The organism is Pseudomonas sp. RW10S2 (assembly GCF_014268985.1).
Taxonomy (GTDB): domain Bacteria; phylum Pseudomonadota; class Gammaproteobacteria; order Pseudomonadales; family Pseudomonadaceae; genus Aquipseudomonas; species Aquipseudomonas wayambapalatensis.
The window spans coordinates 1-17259 of sequence record NZ_JABWRO010000016.1; the positions used below are offsets into that span (position 1 = coordinate 1).

The 17259-nt window shown below is 65.8% G+C and carries 15 protein-coding genes; 4 read left to right on the forward strand and 11 right to left on the reverse strand.

The annotated features are described in order from the left end of the window. On the forward strand, window positions 1-1224 hold a 1224-nt coding region (locus tag HU729_RS05715; protein ID WP_238348316.1), incomplete at its 5' end, for a multidrug effflux MFS transporter. A 111-nt stretch (window positions 1225-1335) separates the two neighbouring features. On the opposite strand, the gene HU729_RS05720 is transcribed toward HU729_RS05715, so the two are convergent. The 9 genes from HU729_RS05720 to HU729_RS05760 all read right to left on the reverse strand — a co-directional run bounded on the left by HU729_RS05720 (window position 1336) and on the right by HU729_RS05760 (window position 9940). Continuing rightward, window positions 1336-1839 (reverse strand): GNAT family N-acetyltransferase, encoded by a 504-nt coding sequence (locus HU729_RS05720; RefSeq protein ID WP_186664272.1) that lies wholly within the window; start codon window positions 1837-1839, stop codon window positions 1336-1338. A 77-nt stretch (window positions 1840-1916) separates the two neighbouring features. Continuing rightward, complete coding sequence (locus HU729_RS05725; RefSeq protein WP_186708897.1) at window positions 1917-2513, reverse strand: nucleotidyltransferase family protein; 597 nt, start codon at window positions 2511-2513, stop codon at window positions 1917-1919. A 52-nt stretch (window positions 2514-2565) separates the two neighbouring features. Further along, window positions 2566-3591, reverse strand: coding sequence for an XdhC family protein (locus HU729_RS05730; protein ID WP_186664276.1), 1026 nt, complete (start codon window positions 3589-3591; stop codon window positions 2566-2568). 10 nt (window positions 3592-3601) lie between these two features. Next, window positions 3602-4945 carry a cytochrome c gene (locus tag HU729_RS05735; protein WP_186708900.1) on the reverse strand — a complete coding sequence of 448 codons (1344 nt, stop codon included), beginning with the start codon at window positions 4943-4945 and terminating at the stop codon, window positions 3602-3604. Between the two features lie 13 nt (window positions 4946-4958). Next, window positions 4959-7208: a molybdopterin cofactor-binding domain-containing protein gene (locus HU729_RS05740; protein ID WP_186708903.1), complete on the reverse strand. Its 2250-nt coding sequence runs from the start codon at window positions 7206-7208 to the stop codon at window positions 4959-4961. Next, window positions 7208-7675: a (2Fe-2S)-binding protein gene (locus HU729_RS05745; protein ID WP_054890890.1), complete on the reverse strand. Its 468-nt coding sequence runs from the start codon at window positions 7673-7675 to the stop codon at window positions 7208-7210. The genes HU729_RS05740 and HU729_RS05745 overlap by 1 nt, the downstream gene beginning before the upstream one ends. Before the next feature lie 303 nt (window positions 7676-7978). Continuing rightward, window positions 7979-8308 (reverse strand): hypothetical protein, encoded by a 330-nt coding sequence (locus HU729_RS05750; protein WP_186664282.1) that lies wholly within the window; start codon window positions 8306-8308, stop codon window positions 7979-7981. Window positions 8309-8382: 74 nt separating this feature from the next. Next, window positions 8383-9033, reverse strand: a complete 651-nt coding sequence (locus tag HU729_RS05755) for a DUF998 domain-containing protein (RefSeq protein ID WP_186708906.1) — start codon at window positions 9031-9033, stop codon at window positions 8383-8385. A gap of 91 nt (window positions 9034-9124) precedes the next feature. After that, a complete protein-coding gene (locus HU729_RS05760) occupies window positions 9125-9940 on the reverse strand; it encodes a sulfite exporter TauE/SafE family protein (RefSeq protein WP_202883543.1) in 816 nt (271 codons plus the stop codon). A 108-nt stretch (window positions 9941-10048) separates the two neighbouring features. On the opposite strand from HU729_RS05760, the gene HU729_RS05765 reads away from it, so the two are divergent. The 3 genes from HU729_RS05765 (at window position 10049) to HU729_RS05775 (ending at window position 13848) form a co-directional block, all read left to right on the forward strand. Then, window positions 10049-10828, forward strand: a complete 780-nt coding sequence (locus tag HU729_RS05765; protein ID WP_186664286.1) for a helix-turn-helix transcriptional regulator — start codon at window positions 10049-10051, stop codon at window positions 10826-10828. Between the two features lie 80 nt (window positions 10829-10908). Further along, window positions 10909-11658 carry a FadR/GntR family transcriptional regulator gene (locus tag HU729_RS05770; RefSeq protein WP_186708909.1) on the forward strand — a complete coding sequence of 250 codons (750 nt, stop codon included), beginning with the start codon at window positions 10909-10911 and terminating at the stop codon, window positions 11656-11658. Window positions 11659-11793: 135 nt separating this feature from the next. Further along, the gene (locus HU729_RS05775; protein WP_186708912.1) at window positions 11794-13848 is read left to right on the forward strand and encodes a pyridoxamine 5'-phosphate oxidase family protein; all 2055 of its coding nucleotides are present in this window, start codon (window positions 11794-11796) and stop codon (window positions 13846-13848) included. A gap of 183 nt (window positions 13849-14031) precedes the next feature. On the opposite strand, the gene HU729_RS05780 is transcribed toward HU729_RS05775, so the two are convergent. Together HU729_RS05780 and garD are read right to left on the reverse strand one after the other, a co-directional pair. Continuing rightward, the gene (locus HU729_RS05780; RefSeq protein WP_186708915.1) at window positions 14032-15612 is read right to left on the reverse strand and encodes an aldehyde dehydrogenase (NADP(+)); all 1581 of its coding nucleotides are present in this window, start codon (window positions 15610-15612) and stop codon (window positions 14032-14034) included. Window positions 15613-15669: 57 nt separating this feature from the next. Next, window positions 15670-17223, reverse strand: a complete 1554-nt coding sequence (gene garD / locus HU729_RS05785) for a galactarate dehydratase (RefSeq protein WP_125930023.1) — start codon at window positions 17221-17223, stop codon at window positions 15670-15672. Between the last annotated feature and the right edge of the window lie 36 nt (window positions 17224-17259).

Genomic DNA, 17259 nt, shown 5'->3' on the forward strand with positions numbered 1-17259 from the left:
GGGCGCTTCGCTGCCCGGCACGCCGGAGATCCTATGCACGCCAATATGCGTTATGAAAACTTCATCGTCTTCCTCGCCCCGCTGGTCAACAGTCTGGGGGGCATCGCCATCGATCTGTATGCACCGAGCCTTCCGTCCATCGGACGCGAACTGGGCGCGGGGCCTGCGCTGATGCAGAACACCATCACCATCACGCTGCTGTTCTATGCCCTGGGGCAGCTGTTCTTCGGCGTGATGGCCGACGCGCGCGGGCGCCGGCCTGCCGTACTGCTGGGCCTGGGCGTGTTCGTGGTCGGCAGCCTGCTGGCCACTGCTGCGACGTCCATCGAGATGCTGCTGCTGGCGCGTGCGCTGCAGGGCTTTGCCATTGGCGCCTGCCAGGTCGTTGCCCGTGCTGTGTTGGTCGACATCGTCAAAGGCCCGCGCTTCTATGTCGCGATCATCTACCTCAGCCTGGCGTTCGGCCTGGGGCCAGTCATCGCGCCCTATATCGGCGGGCTGATCGAGGTGCATTTCGGCTGGCGCTACAACTTCGTGCTGTATGCCGCCTATGCCCTGATGGTCCTGGCTTTCGTCGTTGCCGGGCTCAAGGAGTCACTGCCGACCGGTGCCCGTCGCAGTGCCTTGCAGACGGTGGTCGGCTATCGGTTCATCCTGGCCGACAAGCGCTTCCGTGCCTCGGTGGTGGTGCTCGGCGCGAGCTTTTCCGCATTCCTGCTGTGGAACGTGTTTGGGCCGCATATCGTCCAGGATGTGCTCGGCCATGACGCTCATTACTTCGGCACCACGGCGCTGGGTGTGGGCTGCTGCTATCTGGTCGGCACACTGACCAACCGTGCGCTGGTCCGTGTCGTTTCACCCGATACCTTGATGTGGAGCGGGCTGGCGCTGTTTCTGGTGGGGGTACTGTGCATCGCGGCGGCTGCCGACACCTTGAGCCTGGCGAACATTCTCGCGGGTATCATGCTGATCGCCTTCGGCCAGGGCTTTATCTTCTCCAATGCCATGGCCCGTTCGATGGCACTGTTTCCTGATCGCGCTGGGGTGGCTGCGAGTCTGCAGGGCTGCTTGATGCTGGTGTTCGGTTCGATTGCCTCGGCGACGGTCAGTGGCTTCGGGTTGGAGTCGAACCTGCCGATCGCCGGGGTCTTCGCAGTACTGATGCTGGTATCTTTTTCCGGGATGCTGGGTGCACGGATGGCGCGCCAGGCGTCCTTGGCCTAGGTGCTTGTGCGAATCGTAAAGCGCCCAGCGCCCGATCAATCCAGTAGCTGGGACAGCAGACGGTCCAGCTACTGGGCATAGGCAGCAAGCGCTGCCAGCCTCGCGCAACCGTCACCCCAGTGCTTCGTGCTCTTGCTTGTACAGTTGCAGGCCACGGGCCTGATAGTTGGCCAGGGCGGCGGGATGGTCGAGGCTGCAGGTGTGCACCCAGACCCGCCGCGTGCCAGGCCACTCCCACGCGCTGCGGATGGCCTGGCTGAGCAGCGGGCCGCCGAAGCCCTTGTCAAGGAACTGCGGGGCGAGGCCGAAGTAGCGGATCTCGGTGTTCTCGCCGTCGGGGCGGTGCAGTTCGTAGTAGCCGGCGATGGCGCCACGGTGGTAGGCCACCCAGGTGCGGTGGCAGTCCTGGCCGACAACCGCCAGCCACTGTTCGTCGCTCCAGCTGTTCAGGTCGGTCCAGCCCCAGGCCTTGCCCACCAGTTGGTACAGGAAGCGGTTGAGCTCCGGCTGGACGACTTCGCATTCGACGATCGTCAAGCCATCGGGGGCAGGCTTGCTGCGCAGGGCATCCGGGGAGGTCATTTCCAGGTAGAAGGTGGTCAGCGTGGCGGTCACCGGTGCGGCTCCAGGTCGGGGGCAAGACCGCTAGCGTACCTGCCAGGACGTGCGGATCAAAGCCTGGTGGCCATTCCTCAGGTCGATGTGGGCGGGATATCGGCGGGTGTGTCGATGTCACGCAGGATGCCAGGGTCGTTGAGATCCAGCACAAGGCAGGCGTGGGGGTTGGCCTCGATGACCGGTCGCCCACCCTGGTCACCTTGCAGGCGGGTGAGGGCTGCCCAGAAATGGCGCCCGAAGATGACCGGATGGCCACGTCGGCCTTGGTAGCACGGCAGGACGATACGTTCGGCAGCGAGGTGACCGAGCAGGTGCTCGAAGGTGCGTGGTGCGATCCACGGCATATCGCCAAGCAGCACGGCCACCGCCGGGGCATCGATGCTGGCCAGGGCCGTGATGCCGGCCGCGAGGCTCGCTCCCATGCCATCAGCTGCCTGTGAGGCGCGTACGATGTGGACTTGCGCATCGATGCCCAGGGTTTGCGGATCATCGTCGCAGCGCAGCACCACATACACCGGGTCGAAACAGGCTTGTACCTGTTTCAAGGTGCTGGCCAGTAGGCCCTGTCCGTCCGCGAGCACGGCCTTGCGCTTGTCGCTGCCAAAGCGCGTGCCGCGTCCGGCGGCGAGCACCAGGGCGGCGCAGCGAGCTCTGGCTTGGGGTTCGGTCATGGTGGGTTGTCCGAGTGTGGCGGCATGGGGTGCAGGCAAGCATACCGCAGGGTCAGGCGGCAGGCAGCGCCTGTTGTTCGCGTGCCTGCTTGGCCTTGGTGACGTTCACCGCGCCGGGCAGTTCGACGCCGTTCTTGGCGGCAAGGATCTCGGCCATCACACTCACGGCAATCTCGGCCGGAGTCTTGCTGCCGATGTAGATGCCGATGGGGCCGTGCAGGCGCGCAAGGCTGGCGTCGGTTTCACCGAAGTGCTCGATCAGCCGCGCGCGACGCTGCTGGCTGTTGCGCCGCGAGCCGATGGCACCGATATAGAAAGCCGGGCCACGCAGCGCTTCGAGCAGGGCCAGGTCGTCGAGCTTGGGGTCGTGGCTGACCGCAACGATGCAGGTACGCAAGTCCGGGGCGTAGTCGCGCACGACATCGTCGGGCATGCCGACCAGGCACTCGACGCCGGCCACGTTCCAGCCGTCGATGTACTCGGGCCGCGGGTCGCAGACCGAGACACGAAAACCGTTGAACAGGGCCATGGTCGCCAGGTATTCGGCCAGGGCGCCGGCCCCGATCAGCAGCAGTCGATAGCCCGGGCCCAGGGTGCTGGCCATGTGCTCGCCATCAACGCTGAACTGCTCCGGGGCAGCGCTGGCGAGAAGGGTGGCCGCGCCGCTGTGCAGGTCGAGCTGACGGCGCACCAGTTGGCCGCTGTCGAGCTGCTCAAGCAGTTGGGCCAGCGACTGCCACGATGGCGAAAACTCCAGAATCAGCTCCAGCGTGCCGCCACAGGGCAGCCCGAAGCGATGGGCCTCGTCGGCGGTAACGCCGTAGCGCACCCGTTGCGGGGTGCTTTCAGGCAGGCCGGGGCCTCCATAGGCGGTGGTGTAGCGGTGGATCAGGTCGTCTTCGATACAGCCGCCGGAGACGCTGCCGACCACCCGCCCGTCGCTGCGCAAGGCCATCATCGAGCCGACCGGGCGTGGCGATGAGCCCCAGGTACGGGCGACGGTGGCCAGTAGCACGCGGTGGCCGGCTTGCAGCCAGTCCCGAGCGGTGCGCAGGACCAGCAGGTCGATACTTTCCATGGGCGCTCCTTCAACGCATATGCAGCACGATCGGGCTGCTGCTGGCAGGGTCGGTATGCTCGCGAAGCTTGGCCACTGCCTTTGCATCGACAGCGCCGCCGGTATTGCCCCAAGTCGTACGGACGAAGCTCAGCACCTCGGCGATCTCCTGGTCCGACATCTGCTCACGCAGCGCGGGCATCCGGTAGGCATCCGGCACCCCGGCGGCGACGACACGCTGCGAGCCGTTGAGGGTGATATTGATTGCCGAAGCGTTTTCCTTGGCCAGCATCGAGGTCGCGCCGGCCAGTGGCGGTATCCACTCGGCCTGGCCCTGGCCGTCCAGGCCATGGCACGACGCGCAACGGGTTACGTAGCTGTGCGCGCCCGGTGCATCCAGACGGGTAGCCGCCGACATGGCCTGATACTGCCAGGGGGCGCCGTCGCGCTGGGGATCACCCGGCAGGGACTTCAGGTAGCGGGCAATCGCGCCCAGGTCGTCGTCGCTCATGAACTGCGTGGAGTTGTTGAACGCCTCGGTCATCGAACCGTACACCACCGCATGCTTGTTGCGACCGGTCTTGAGGAACTGCACGATCTCGGGTTCGCTCCAGCGCCCGAGCCCGGTGTTGTGGTCCTGGCGCAAGCTCGGCGCATACCAGCCGTCGAGCAGGGCTCCGGCGAGAAACGCCTTGCCGGAGTCGTCCAGCGCTTTTTCGTTGAAGGCAAGGCCACGTGGCGTATGGCAACTGCCGCAGTGGCCCGGGCCCTGAACGATGTACGCGCCGCGGTTCCACAGGGGGTCTTCGGTGGGCTTTTCAGCGTAGGGCTTGTCGGCGGCGAACAGGCCGTTCCACAAGGCGATCGGCCAGCGCAGGTTCAGCGGCCAGGGAATATCGCTGGGGATATTGGCCTGGTCGGACGGTTGCACGCCCTTCATGAAGAAGGCATACAGCGCCCTCATGTCGTCATCGCTGAGCTTGGCGTAGGAAGGGTAGGGCATGGCCGGGTACAGCCGGCGCCCGCCCGGCGCAACGCCATGGCGCACGGCGCGGTCGAAGTCAGCGAGGCTGTAGCTGCCGATACCGTTTTTGCGGTCCGGGGTGATATTGGTGGCATGGATCGCGCCCAGGGGCGTTGCCATTTCCAGGCCGCCGGCGAACGGCGCCTTGCCGGGCAGGCTGTGGCACGCCACGCAATCGCTCAGGCGCGCGACATATTCGCCGCGGGCGATCAGCGCCTGGTCGGGGCTTGGTGTTTCCTGCTCGAAGGGCGAGGTGACCTCGCGGGTGACATACCAGGCCAGCAGGCCTGCCGCGACAAGGCAGGGCAGCGCAAGCCAGCGAGTGGTGGTGACCAGTCGGCTGTTTTTCATGAGGGCTTCCGTGTCAGGCAAAGGTATGGCGGCTGAGGGGCAGGCTGCGTGCGCGTTGGCCGGTCAGCCGCGCCACGGCGTTGGCCACCGCTGGTGCCACTGCCGGCAGCGGCGGCTCGCCGATGCCACCCATCTTCGCCCCGCTCTCGACGATGCGCACATGCACCCGGGCCATGCGCGATGGCGGCAGGATCGGGTACAGGTCGTAGTTACGCGCACGCGGCATGCCGTTGACCCACACCGCTTCCTCCACCAGTGTCTGCGACAGGCCGAGCGCCACGGCGCCGTTGACCTGATGCTCGACGATCGCCGGGTTGACGATGCTGCCCGGGTCGATCGCCTGCCAGATGTCGTGCACCTTGACCTGGCCGTTCTCGATCGATACTTCGGCAATCACCGCCGCCTCCGAACCGAACGGCGAGGCCATGGCCACGCCGCGGGCCCGCTTGGTTCCATCTTCGGCGGTGAAGGGGCCACGCTTCCAGCCACCGGACAATTCGCCGACAGCCTGCAGCAGGGTGGTCAGGCGTGGGTTGTCGCGCAACAGATGCAGGCGCAGCTCGAACGGGTCGTGCCCGCCTTTGTCGGCCAGTTCATCGAGGAACGACTCATAGAAGAAGTCGTTCAGCGAATTACCGACCGAACGCCAGTAGCCCAGCATAGCAGGGCCCTTCACATAAATTTGCCCGATGCGTTTGTTGGCAATGGCATAGGACTTGCCCGCCAGGCCTTCCAGGGCAGTGGGGTCGATCTTCTCGCCCTGTTTGCCGGCGATTGCCTCGGTCGGGCCCTCGGTCGCGCTGACCGCTTCGATGGCAACCGGCAGGCCCTTCTCGTCGAGCCCGGCGCGGAACTTGACCACTGCCACGGGCCGCAGCACGTCACGTACGAACTCTTCCTCGCGGGTCCAGATCAGCTTGACCGGGCGCCCGACCGCCTTGGCCAGGGCAATGGCCTGTGGGTAGGGGTTGGCCGAGTCGTACAGGAAGTGGCGCCCGAAGAAACCGCCCAGAAGCGGCGAATGCAGGATGATCTGTTCCTTGGCAAGGCCGGTGCGCTTGGCGATGTCGTCGCGGAACATGTCCGGCGCCTGGTTGGGCAGCCAGACTTCGAGCGACCCATCGGAATTGAAGCGCGCGAGCGCCGACGGCGGTTCGAGCTGGCCGTGGTTGAGGTACTGGTTGTGGTAGGTGGCTTCCACCTGGGTCTTGGCCCCCTTGAGCGCAGCCGCTACATCGCCTTCGTTCTCGTCATCGCGCGCCGGGCCGGTTTGTGCGGCCAGGTGATCGCGATAGGCATCGCTGGAAAAGTCAGCCGGCATCGTGCGTACCTTCGAATCGGCCCCCGGCTCCTGCCAGTCGACCTGTACCGCCTCCACTGCACGCTTGGCATGCCACCAGCGTTCGGCGACCACCGCCACTGCACCCGGCAGGACATGCACCGAATGCACGCCCTTCATCGCCTTGACCTGCGCTTCGTTGCGCAGGCCGCCCACCGTCATGCCCAGTCGTGGCGCGTGCTGCACCGCCGCGTGGAGCATGTCGTCGACCTTGAGGTCGATACTGTACTGAGCCTTGCCGGTGGACTTGTCGTAGGCATCGAGACGGCGTACCGGCTTGCCGATCCAGCGGAACTGGCTGGGATCGCGCAGCTTGACGCTGGCCGGGTCCGGCACAGGCAGGTCCATGGCGCGCTCGGCCAGGTCGCCATAAGCGACCGAGCGGCCGGAGGCTGCATGCACCACCTTGCCCGGTTCGGTGCTCAGCTCGCCGACCGGGACTTTCAGGGTGTCGGCACCGGCCTGCAGCAGCATGGCCCTGGCCAGCGCGCCAAGGCGGCGCATGGTTGGGTAGCTCATGCGTACCGACATGCTGCCGCCGGTGATGCGTAGGCCATTCTCCATCACCACATAGGCTTCGCCAGGTGGTGCGGCATCGATCAGGAAGTGGGCCGGTTCCACATCCAATTCTTCGCCGACGATCTGCGCCATGGCGGTGAATGTGCCCTGGCCACCTTCCATGAAGGGGCAGAGCAGGCGCACGGTGCCGTCAGGGCGGATTTCCAGGAATGCCGGCACCTGCGTGCCGCGCTCTGCGGTCACCGCGGTGGCGGCCTGGACCCGGGCCGAGCCGATCGGCAAGCCAAAGCCGATCACCAGGGCGCCGATGGCGCTCCCCGCAAGAAAGCGCCGACGCGACAGGTTGACCGGCTGATCCAGTTTCAGGTCGCGCAGTTCGGACGGGATGTCGATGGGCGAGTTCATCAGACGCTCTCCTTGGCGGCGGGCTGGGCGGCGAGCTCGTGCACCGCGGCGTGGATCGCGTTGTAGGTGCCGCAGCGGCACAGGTTGACCATCGCGGCGCTAATCTGCTCGTCGCTCGGTGCTGGCGTGTGCTTGAGCAGGGCGGTCGCGGCCATCACCTGGCCAGACTGGCAGTATCCGCACTGGGCGACCTGATGTTCGACCCAGGCCGCAACCACGCGCTTGCCCACCGGGTCGGCCTCGATCGCTTCGATGGTGGTCACTTCACGGCCAACCACACCGGCCACCGGCGTGACACAGGCACGCACCACGTTGCCGTCCACCAGCACCGAGCAGGCGCCACACTGGGCCAGGCCGCAGCCGTATTTGGTGCCGGTCATGCCCAGGTCATCGCGGATCACCCACAGCAGGGGGGTATCGGCGTCGGCGTCGACCTGATAGGTCTTCTGGTTGATGCGTAGTTCCATGGCGTTCACCCGCTGATCATCGGTTGGTGTTTCGTCGTTATAGGCAGGGCAGTGCATCGAGGCAGGGCCCTGGTAGGAATGCCGCGCGCGCATGAGGCGGGTTCCCGATCTGAAAACTCTAGACCCTGGTGGACAGGTTTCCTATCCGTCGGGCAGCAGGTTCAGAGAATCAGGCAAGAAATCAGGTGGATTGCGCTAGTGACAGGACTGGGCGGCTGCATCGCGCGGCGAGCCGTCGGTAAAAGCGCCGACATCGATCACGGATGTCGGCATCAGGCCAGTTGAACCAGGGGCCCGCGTTCGTTATCGGCGCGCGACGGCGTGATGGACGCACTGTTCGTAGTAGGTCTGCTTGATGGCGTTCGGCGGCAGGCGTGAGCTGCTGCTGTAGGTTTGCTCGGTGATGCCGAACGCCGTCATGCGCATCCAGGGTTTGGCGAAGCGCCGCACTTGCAGTTTCTTGCGCTGCGCATAGAGCGTCACCCCGGAGAGCTTGGCATGCTGCGCGTCGGCGGCGATCTGCGCGCCCCAGCCACACACGCTGCGATCGTTCTGGCTCAGCGGCCTGGCCTGGGCGCCGAATGCGGTGACCACCAGTACGCAGCTGGCCAGGGTTGCTAGAAATACCCGCATGTTGCTGTCCTAAGCGTCTGAAGAAAAAGGGAGTTTGCCTTCGCTTTGAACGCCTGGGGGCCAGCAATTTGCCGTCAGACGACAAGCAGCTTTGTCGGGCAGGAGGTGGGCAGGCGCAGGGAGAACCAAGCCAGCCCAGCAACCCAGAGCACCGCCACGCCGTAGTTGATTCGTTGATAGAGACCGAAGAGCTGGCCTGTTTCGGCTGCCCGTGCCATCAACGCCACCGTGCCGATGGAGAACACCACACAAAGCAGGGAGCCAATGGCGAGCAGCCGTGAATCACCCATGCGCAGTGCCAGCCAGACCCACAGCAGGCTGGCCAGGGTCAACGACAGGAACATCAGCAGACCGCTGAGGTTATGCATGTGCTGGGAGAACGAAGGCTCTGTGGGGGTGCAACCTGGGTCGCAGGCGAATACCCCAGTCCCCAGGCTTGCAACACCGTGCAACAGCACCAACAGCGCGCTCGCCAGGGCGACGTTCGAGTGACGCCAGCGACGGGCCAGCCCCCAGGCGAACAAGGCAAACAGCAGTGCCAATGGGAAGTTGTTGACCCAGGGCGAGAATGCCGCGGTCGGTGCGCCTGTCGCCCCGAGCTGGCTCATGGCCTGCTGCAGGTGCTGGTAACCGGGGTAAGCCTGAGCGGTGAGCCAAACCCCCAGCAGCAACCAGAGTGGGATGAACAGGCCGGTGGTGAGCAGGGCTCGGTCGAGTTTCGTCATAAGATGCCTTCCTTGGGCCATGCCGCTACATCTGGCGGCACGTGAACCCGCACACTACAGGCCTCGGCGGGCGGTTCGCCAGCCGTTTCGCTCAGCGGCCGGTCCCCAGCATCACCACCAGCACGCAGGCCAGCAGTGCCAGGTAGGCCCGCGCATGCAGGGTATCGCTCAGGCGCCCCAGCAGCGGCGCCGCCAGGTGCATGCCGAGCCAGGCGCCTGCGGCCATTGCCAGTGCCGCACGCAGGTCGATGTAGCCCAGCAGGCCCGTGCCCAGGTCCGTTCCCGGAGTCGGCACCAGGGCATACACCAGGGTCGCGGCCAGCGCCATGGGCAGTGACAGCGGGTTGGCCATGGCGGTGGCGGTGCTCATGCTGGCGCCCCGCCTGCGCATCAGCGGCACGGTCATCACACTGCCGCCGACTCCCAGCAGCGCTGCCAGTGCGCCGATCGGCAGGCCGGCGAGGGTGGCCGCTGCCTTGCCCAGCGGCGCCGGGCGGTGGTTGTCAACGCGCATGAAGCCTGGACGCAGCCATGCATCGAGCAGGCTCAGCAACAGGTAGCCGATGAATAGCCAACGCAGCCAGGTGCTGTCCAGGTACAGGGCGGCCCAGGCGCCAGCCAGTGCCCCCAGCGCGATGGCCGGCGCCAGAGGGCGTACCAGGTCCCAGCGCAGCGTGCCGGCGCGCTGGTGCCGCCAGGTGGCCAGGGCGCTGCTGAAGATCATCACCAGGGCAGAGGTGGCCACGGCGATCTGCATGGCGTGCAGTGCCATCGGGGAGCCCGCCGCGTGGCTGGTGAGCAGCAATGCGTAGAGCAAGGGCACAGCGAAGAAACCGCCGCCGAAGCCGAACAACAGCGTGGTGACGCCAGCGCACACGCCGAAGACACCGAGCAGGGGGTACAGCATGATCGTCAGCCTTTATTGAGAGAGTGGAGGTGCAGGGTAGGAGGACTAGGGCTGGCCAGCATTCGAACATTGGGCAATAATCCGTGCGTTTCAGCCATGGAGGCTCCGATGCGCAATGTGCCGCTGTTCCAGGTCGATGCCACGCCGCGCCCGGTGTTGGCGATCGCCACCGATTACCCGCCCGACACGCTATTGCCACGGCATGTGCACCGGCGTGCTCAGTTCCTCTATGGCATGAGCGGGTTGATGGAAGTCCTGACCGACGATGGCGCCTGGGTCATCCCGCCCTACAGCGGTGTGTGGATTCCGCCCGGCAAGCCCCATCAGGTACTGATGCGCGGCGTGAGCACGCGCAGCCTGTACATCGAGGCCGTTGCGGCGCCGAGGCTGGGGCAGGCCTGCGAAGCGCTGCTGGTCACGCCGCTGCTGCATCAGTTGCTGCTGGCCAGTGCCGAACTGCCTGCGCTGTACGACCCTCAAGGGCGCGATGGCCAACTGGTCGGCTTGATCCTGCATGAGTTGCGCAGCGCCGAGCGCCTGCCGCTGTTCGCGCCGATGCCAGGGGAGCCGCGTCTGGCGCAATTGTGCCTGGCGTTTCTCGCGGCGCCGTCGATCAGCACTACGGCCGAGGCCTGGGCGATACACCTGAACTGGAGCCCTCGGACGTTCAGCCGACGCTTTCGCGAGCAGACCGGGCTGTCGTTCGGTCAATGGCGCCAGCAAGCCTGCCTGATGGCAGCCGTCACGCGACTGGCAGCGGGTGAGGCGGTCACCCGGGTTGCCCTCGACCTCGGGTATGACAGCCCCAGTGCGTTTTCCAGCATGTACCGCAGGGTCATGGGCGAGGCGCCGTCGGCGGTTCGGCAAAAGGCATTGGCGGCGAGATGAAAACCCTGGCGGATGTATGTGATCGTACAACTGCATGAGCTATGATGGCGGCTGTCTTTTCACGATGAAACGTACAGGGCATGACAGAGCAGCAACTACAGGCACGTACCCGACGCAAACCGCGCAGTCTGGCGCAGGAACTGGTCACGGTGCTGACCGAACGTATTCGCAGCGGCCAACTCAAGCGTGGCGACAAACTGCCGACCGAATCGCAGATCATGGTCGAGGAGGGCGTCAGCCGCACGGTGGTGCGTGAGGCGATCTCGCGGCTGCAGGCGGCCGGCCAGGTGGAGACCCGCCACGGCATTGGCACCTTTGTGCTCGACGCGCCGAGCACCGGCGGTTTCCGTATCGACCCGGCGACCATCGTGACCCTGCGCGAGGTGCTGGCGGTACTGGAGTTGCGCATCGCCCTGGAGATCGAGTCGGCCGGGCTTGCCGCCCAGCGTCGCAGCGATGAACAACTGACCGGCATGCGTGCTGCGCTCGACGAGCTCAACGAAGGTGCCGCGCATGCCTCCGATGCGGTCTCGGCGGATTTCCAGTTCCACCTGCGCATCGCCCAGGCCAGTGGCAATCATTATTTCGCTGACATCATCAATCACCTGGGTACCAGCATCATTCCCCGCACCCGGCTCAATTCGGCGCGCCTGGCCCACGATGACCAGGCCCATTACCTGAGCCGCCTGAGCCATGAGCACGAGGCCATCTATGAAGCCATTGCCCGACGCGACAGCGAAGGAGCGAAAATGGCCATGCGCCTGCACCTGAGCAACAGCCGCGAGCGGCTGCGCCAGGCGCATGAGGCGGCTGAGGCACAGGGGGGCTGATCGAACCATTGGCTTGAATGCGGGCCCATGACTATTTCTTGAAGAGAAATAATCAATTGCCACCTGCACTGATTCTAAGGGTCGGGCGAATGAGTAAGGATTGATACACCCTCACTCAACCGCCCAGGTGCCACCATGAACAAGCCTACGTCGGACCTCAAGCCCTCGCCATGGCACGACGGCGAGCTTGCGCTGCAACGCAGCGTCGGCGCGATCGAACGCATGGTGGGGACCGGCAAGGTGCAGATGTCGCGCTACTTCATGCCCGACCAGCACCGCGAGTTCTATGCCCAACTGCCTTTCGTGGTGCTCGGCAGCGTCGATCCGCACGGCAATCCGTGGGCAACGCTGCGCACCGGCCAGCCCGGCTTCATGCAATCCCCCGATCCGCGTCGGCTGCTGCTGGACCTGCCCCGTGAGCCCGCCGATCCCGCCGATGCCGGGCTGGAGGACGGTGACGGCGTGGGCATGCTCGGCATCGAGTTGCACACCCGCCGACGCAATCGCCTGAACGGCTTCGTGCGCCGGGCAGACGACAGCGGTTTTACCATCGAGCCGACCCAGTCCTATGGCAACTGCCCGCGCTATATCAATCTGCGCCGCTATGTCTTCGATGACAGCACACCCGGTGAGCCCTGCGAGTCTACCGAGCTGAGCGCAGCGGACCGTGCCGTGGTGGCCGCCGCCGATTCCTTCTATGTTGCCTCGTATGTGGTGCGCGATGGCGTGCGCCAGGTGGATGTCTCGCACCGCGGCGGCAAGCCAGGCTTTGTCCACATCGACGCCGACGGCACGCTGAGCGTGCCTGATTTCAATGGCAACCTGTTCTTCAACACTCTGGGCAACATGCTGCTCAACCCCCGTGCCGGGCTGGTGTTCGTCGACATGCGCAGCGGCGACCTGCTGCAGATGACCGGGCGTACCGAGGTGATCGTCGACGATCCACAGACACTGGCCTTCATCGGCGCCGAGCGCATGTGGCGGTTTTACCCCGAGCGGGTCGTGCGCCGACCGGGAGGGTTGGCGCTGCGCTGGGTCGACATGGATGACGGCATCTCGCCCAATGTGTTGATGACCGGTAGTTGGGAGGACATGCAGGCGCGCCTGAAAGCCGCGGCATTGCAGCAAAGCTGGCGTCCGTACCGGGTAACGCAGATCGTCGACGAGAGCGAGCACATCCGTTCGTTCCACCTGGCGCCCGACGATGGTTTGGGCTTGCCGGTGCGCCAGGCGGGGCAGCACCTGCCGATCCGAGTACGGTTGCCTGGAGATGAGGCGCCATTGGTGCGCACCTACACCTTGTCTGGCGCGCCGGCGGACCATGCGCTGCGCATCAGCGTCAAGCGTGAGGGTGTGGTCTCTCGGCACCTGCATGAGCAGGTCAGGGTCGGTGACCTGATCGAGGCGCGTGCGCCGGCTGGAGCCTTCACCCTCGATGCTGCGGTACGCCGGCCCGTGGTGCTGCTGGCTGCGGGCGTGGGGGTGACCCCGGCATTGGCCATGGCCAGGCACCTGGTCAATGAGGGACGGCGTACACGCTACGCCCGGCCTGCCTGGGTGTTCCAATCGGCGTCGAACCGGGCGCAACTGGCCTTTGCCAGCGAGTTTGCCGCGTTGGTGGCAGCCTCCGAAGGCAAACTCAGGCATATGCGCCTGCTCAGCGATGCCCGCGGTGCGGTCGCAGGTGAGGACTATGAGCGCGAGGGGCGCCTGGGCGTCGATCTGCTGCGCGAGGTGCTGCCTTTCGATGACTACGACTTCTACCTGTGCGGGCCGCAGGGTTTCATGCAACAGATGTACGACGGCCTGCGCGCACTGGATATCAACGATGCACGGATCCACGCCGAAGCCTTCGGCCCATCGAGCCTGCGCCGCACGCGCAACGAGCAGCAGGCCGCGCCGGCCTTGCCGGCGGTGGCCGCTGAGTCGGTTGCGGTGATGTTCATGGACTCGGCGAAAGAGGCGCGCTGGAACCCGGGAGATGGCTCGCTGCTGGAGCTGGCCGAGCAGCGTGGCCTTGAGCCGCCTTTTGGCTGCCGTGGCGGGTCGTGCGGAAGCTGTCGGACCCGCGTGCTCAAAGGGGCGGTTACCTATGCCGAGGCACCGGAGTTCGCCGTGGCGCAGGACGAGGCGTTGATCTGCTGCGCCATGCCGGCCGACGGATCCGGGCCCTTGCACCTGGCGTTGTGATCGCAAACTGTCTCTTCGATTGGACTGCCCCCAACAAGTTGGACACAAATCCAACCCTTGGGGGCAGTCCACCCTGTGGGAGCGGGCTTGCCCGCGAACACGGGCGTAGCCCGTGCCAGGGCAGCGCGGTATCTTTTTCGCGGGCAAGTCGCAGCGGCGAACCGCCGCTCCTACAAGCGCGCGTCAGAGCGCGCCGTCGCTCCACTGACCATTGACCAGGCGCCGCAACCCCAGTGGGTTGCCGTCCTGCAGGGCCTTTGGCAACAAGGCTTGCGGGTAGTTCTGGTAGCACACCGGACGTAGGAAGCGATCGATGGCCAGGGTGCCGACCGAGGTGCCGCGGGCGTCGGAGGTGGCCGGGTAGGGGCCGCCGTGCACCATGGCGTCGCATACCTCAACACCGGTCGGATAGCCGTTGACCAGAATCCGTCCGACCTTTTCTTCCAGCAGCGGCACCAGCCAGGCATAGGCGTCGAAGTCTTCGGGCTCGCCGATCAGGGTGGCCGTGAGCTGGCCGCGCAGGCCCAGCAGCGCGGCGCGCAACTGCTCATCGCCACAGACTTCGACCGCCACGGTGGTGGGGCCGAACACTTCTTCCTGCAGCAGCGGATCGGCATCCACCAGCAGGCGTGCGTCGGCCTTGAACAGTTGGGCGCGGGCCTGGCTGCCTTCCTGCGCCCGGCCGGCCAGGTGCTCGATGCCGGCGTGCGCGTGCAGGTGTTCCAACCCGCCCACATAGCTGCGCAAGCCGCCGGCATTGAGCAGGGTCTGCCCCGCCTGCTGCGCCAGGTGTTGGCCGAGGTCTGTGAGCAACTGGCTGAACTGTGCCGACTGCAAGCCGATCACCAGCCCTGGGTTGGTACAGAACTGACCGGCCCCCAGGCACACGGAGCCTGCCAGTTCACGGGCGATGGCGTCGCCGCGTTTGGCCAATGCGCCAGGCAGCACGATTACCGGGTTGATGCTCGACATCTCGGCGAATACCGGGATCGGCTGCGGACGTTCGGCGGCCATGCGGCACAAGGCATCGCCGCCCTTGAGCGAGCCGGTGAAGCCGACCGCCTGGATGGCCGGGTGCTTGACCAGCCACTCCCCCACGCCACCGCCGAAGACCATGTTGAACACGCCCTTGGGCATGCCGGTGCGTTCAGCGGCACGGACGATGGCGCAGCCCACCAGGTCGGCGGTGGCCATGTGGCCGCTGTGCGCCTTGAACACTACCGGGCAGCCGGCAGCCAGCGCAGCCGCGGTATCGCCGCCTGCGGTGGAAAACGCCAGTGGGAAGTTGCTGGCGCCGAACACCGCCACCGGGCCCACGCCGATGCGCATCTGGCGCAAGTCCACTCGTGGCAGGGGTTGACGGTCCGGCAGCGCCAGGTCGATACGGGCACCGAGGAAATCGCCCCGGCGCAGCACTTGGGCGAACAGGCGCATTTGCCCGCTGGTACGGCCGCGCTCGCCCTGAATGCGGGCGGCGGGCAGGGCGGTTTCGCGGCAAACGATAGCGACGAAGCTGTCGTCCAGCTCATCCAGTTCGGCGGCAATGGCGTCGAGGAACTCGGCGCGACGGGTTGGCGGCAACTGGCGGAATTCGGCGAAGGCGGTGGCAGCGGCTTTGGCAGCTTGATCGACTTCGTCTTCGGTGGCTTGCATGAAGCTGTAGGGCAAGGCCTCGCCAGTGGTGGCGTCCAGGCTCTGCAGGCGCTGCTGGCCGGCGGCACTGCGCTGGCCGGCGATGAAGTTGTGGCCGAGGATCTCAGGCATGAGGTGCTCCTGTAGGTAAAGTGCAAGGTCCATCCATCCCCCATGGAGGGAAGGCTGTCAGGTAATCGGTGCCGGGTTGAACAGAGTGATGTCGTTATGCAACTTGTGCCGCTCGGCCCAGGTCTGCTTGCGGCCGCTGGCAACGTCCAGGTAGTAGTGGAAGAGCTCCCAGCCCAGCTCCTCGATGCTTGCGCGGCCGCTGGCGATACGCCCGGCATCGATGTCGATCAAGTCGGGCCAGCGCTGGGCCAGTTCGCTGCGGGTGCAGACCTTGACCACGGGGGCCATGGCCAGCCCGTAAGGTGTGCCGCGACCGGTGGTGAACACATGCAGGTTCATGCCCGCTGCCAGCTGCAGGGTGCCGCAGACGAAGTCGCTGGCCGGCGTCGCGCAGAAGATCAGGCCTTTGCGCGCGACGCGCTCGCCCGGGCCGACCACGCCCTGGATCGCAGCGCTGCCGGACTTGACGATCGAGCCCAGGGACTTTTCGACGATGTTCGACAGCCCGCCTTTCTTGTTGCCCGGCGTGGTGTTGGCGCTGCGGTCGGCTGCACCCTGTTGCAGGTAGCGGTCGTACCAGTCCATTTCGCGCACCAGCGCTTCGGCCACTTCCGGGGTTTCTGCACGGGAGGTGAGCATGTAGATGGCATCGCGGACCTCGGTGACCTCCGAGAACATCACCGTGGCACCGGCGCGCACCAGCAGGTCGGCGGCATAGCCCAGCGCCGGGTTGGCGGTGATGCCGGAGAAAGCATCGCTGCCGCCGCACTGCATGCCCAGGATCAGCTCACTGGCCGGCACCGTTTCGCGGCGGCGCTGGTCGAGCTTCTTCAGGCGGGTTTCAGCCAGTTGCATGATCTGTTCGATCATCTCGACGAAACCCAGCGAAGCGTCCTGCAGGCGATACAGCCAGGGCTCGCTGAGGTCCACGGACGGGTCGTCTTCGTGCATCACCTGGCCGGCCTGCAGCTTTTCGCAACCCAGGCTGATGACCAGGGCTTCGCCGCCCAGGTTGGGGTTGCGCGCCAGGTTGCGCACGGTGCGGATGGGTATATAGGCGTCACGCGCGTTGATCGCCACGCCACAGCCGTAGCTGTGGGTGAGGGCGACCACGTCGTCGACGTTGGGATACTTGGGCAGCAGCTCGTCGCGGATGCGTTTGACCGCGTGGTCGAGCACGCCGGTCACGCATTGCACGGTGGTGGTGATGCCGAGGATGTTGCGGGTACCGACGGTGCCGTCGGCGTTGCGATAGCCTTCGAAAGTAAAGCCTTCAAGAGGTGGCAGGGCCGCGGGAACCGCGTCGCAGCGCGGCAGGCTGTCGAGTTCGGGGGCAGCGGGCATCGATAGCTGGGTTTCCTGAACCCAACTGCCCTGACGCAGGTCTTGCAGGGCATAACCGATGATCTGTCCATAGCGGCGTACAGGCTCGCCCTGGTGGATATCGACGGTGGCGACCTTGTGGCTTTGCGGCACGCCCTCGACCAGGGTCAGGCCATCGGCGAAGCGCGCACCTTCGCCCAGGCCACCGTCATTGACCACCACCACGACATTGTCGTCATCGTGCAGGCGGACGTAGCGGGGCGACTCGGAATGTTCGATCAACTGCATGGTCAGGCCCTTCTTGTGATTTCTTTCAGGCTTTTA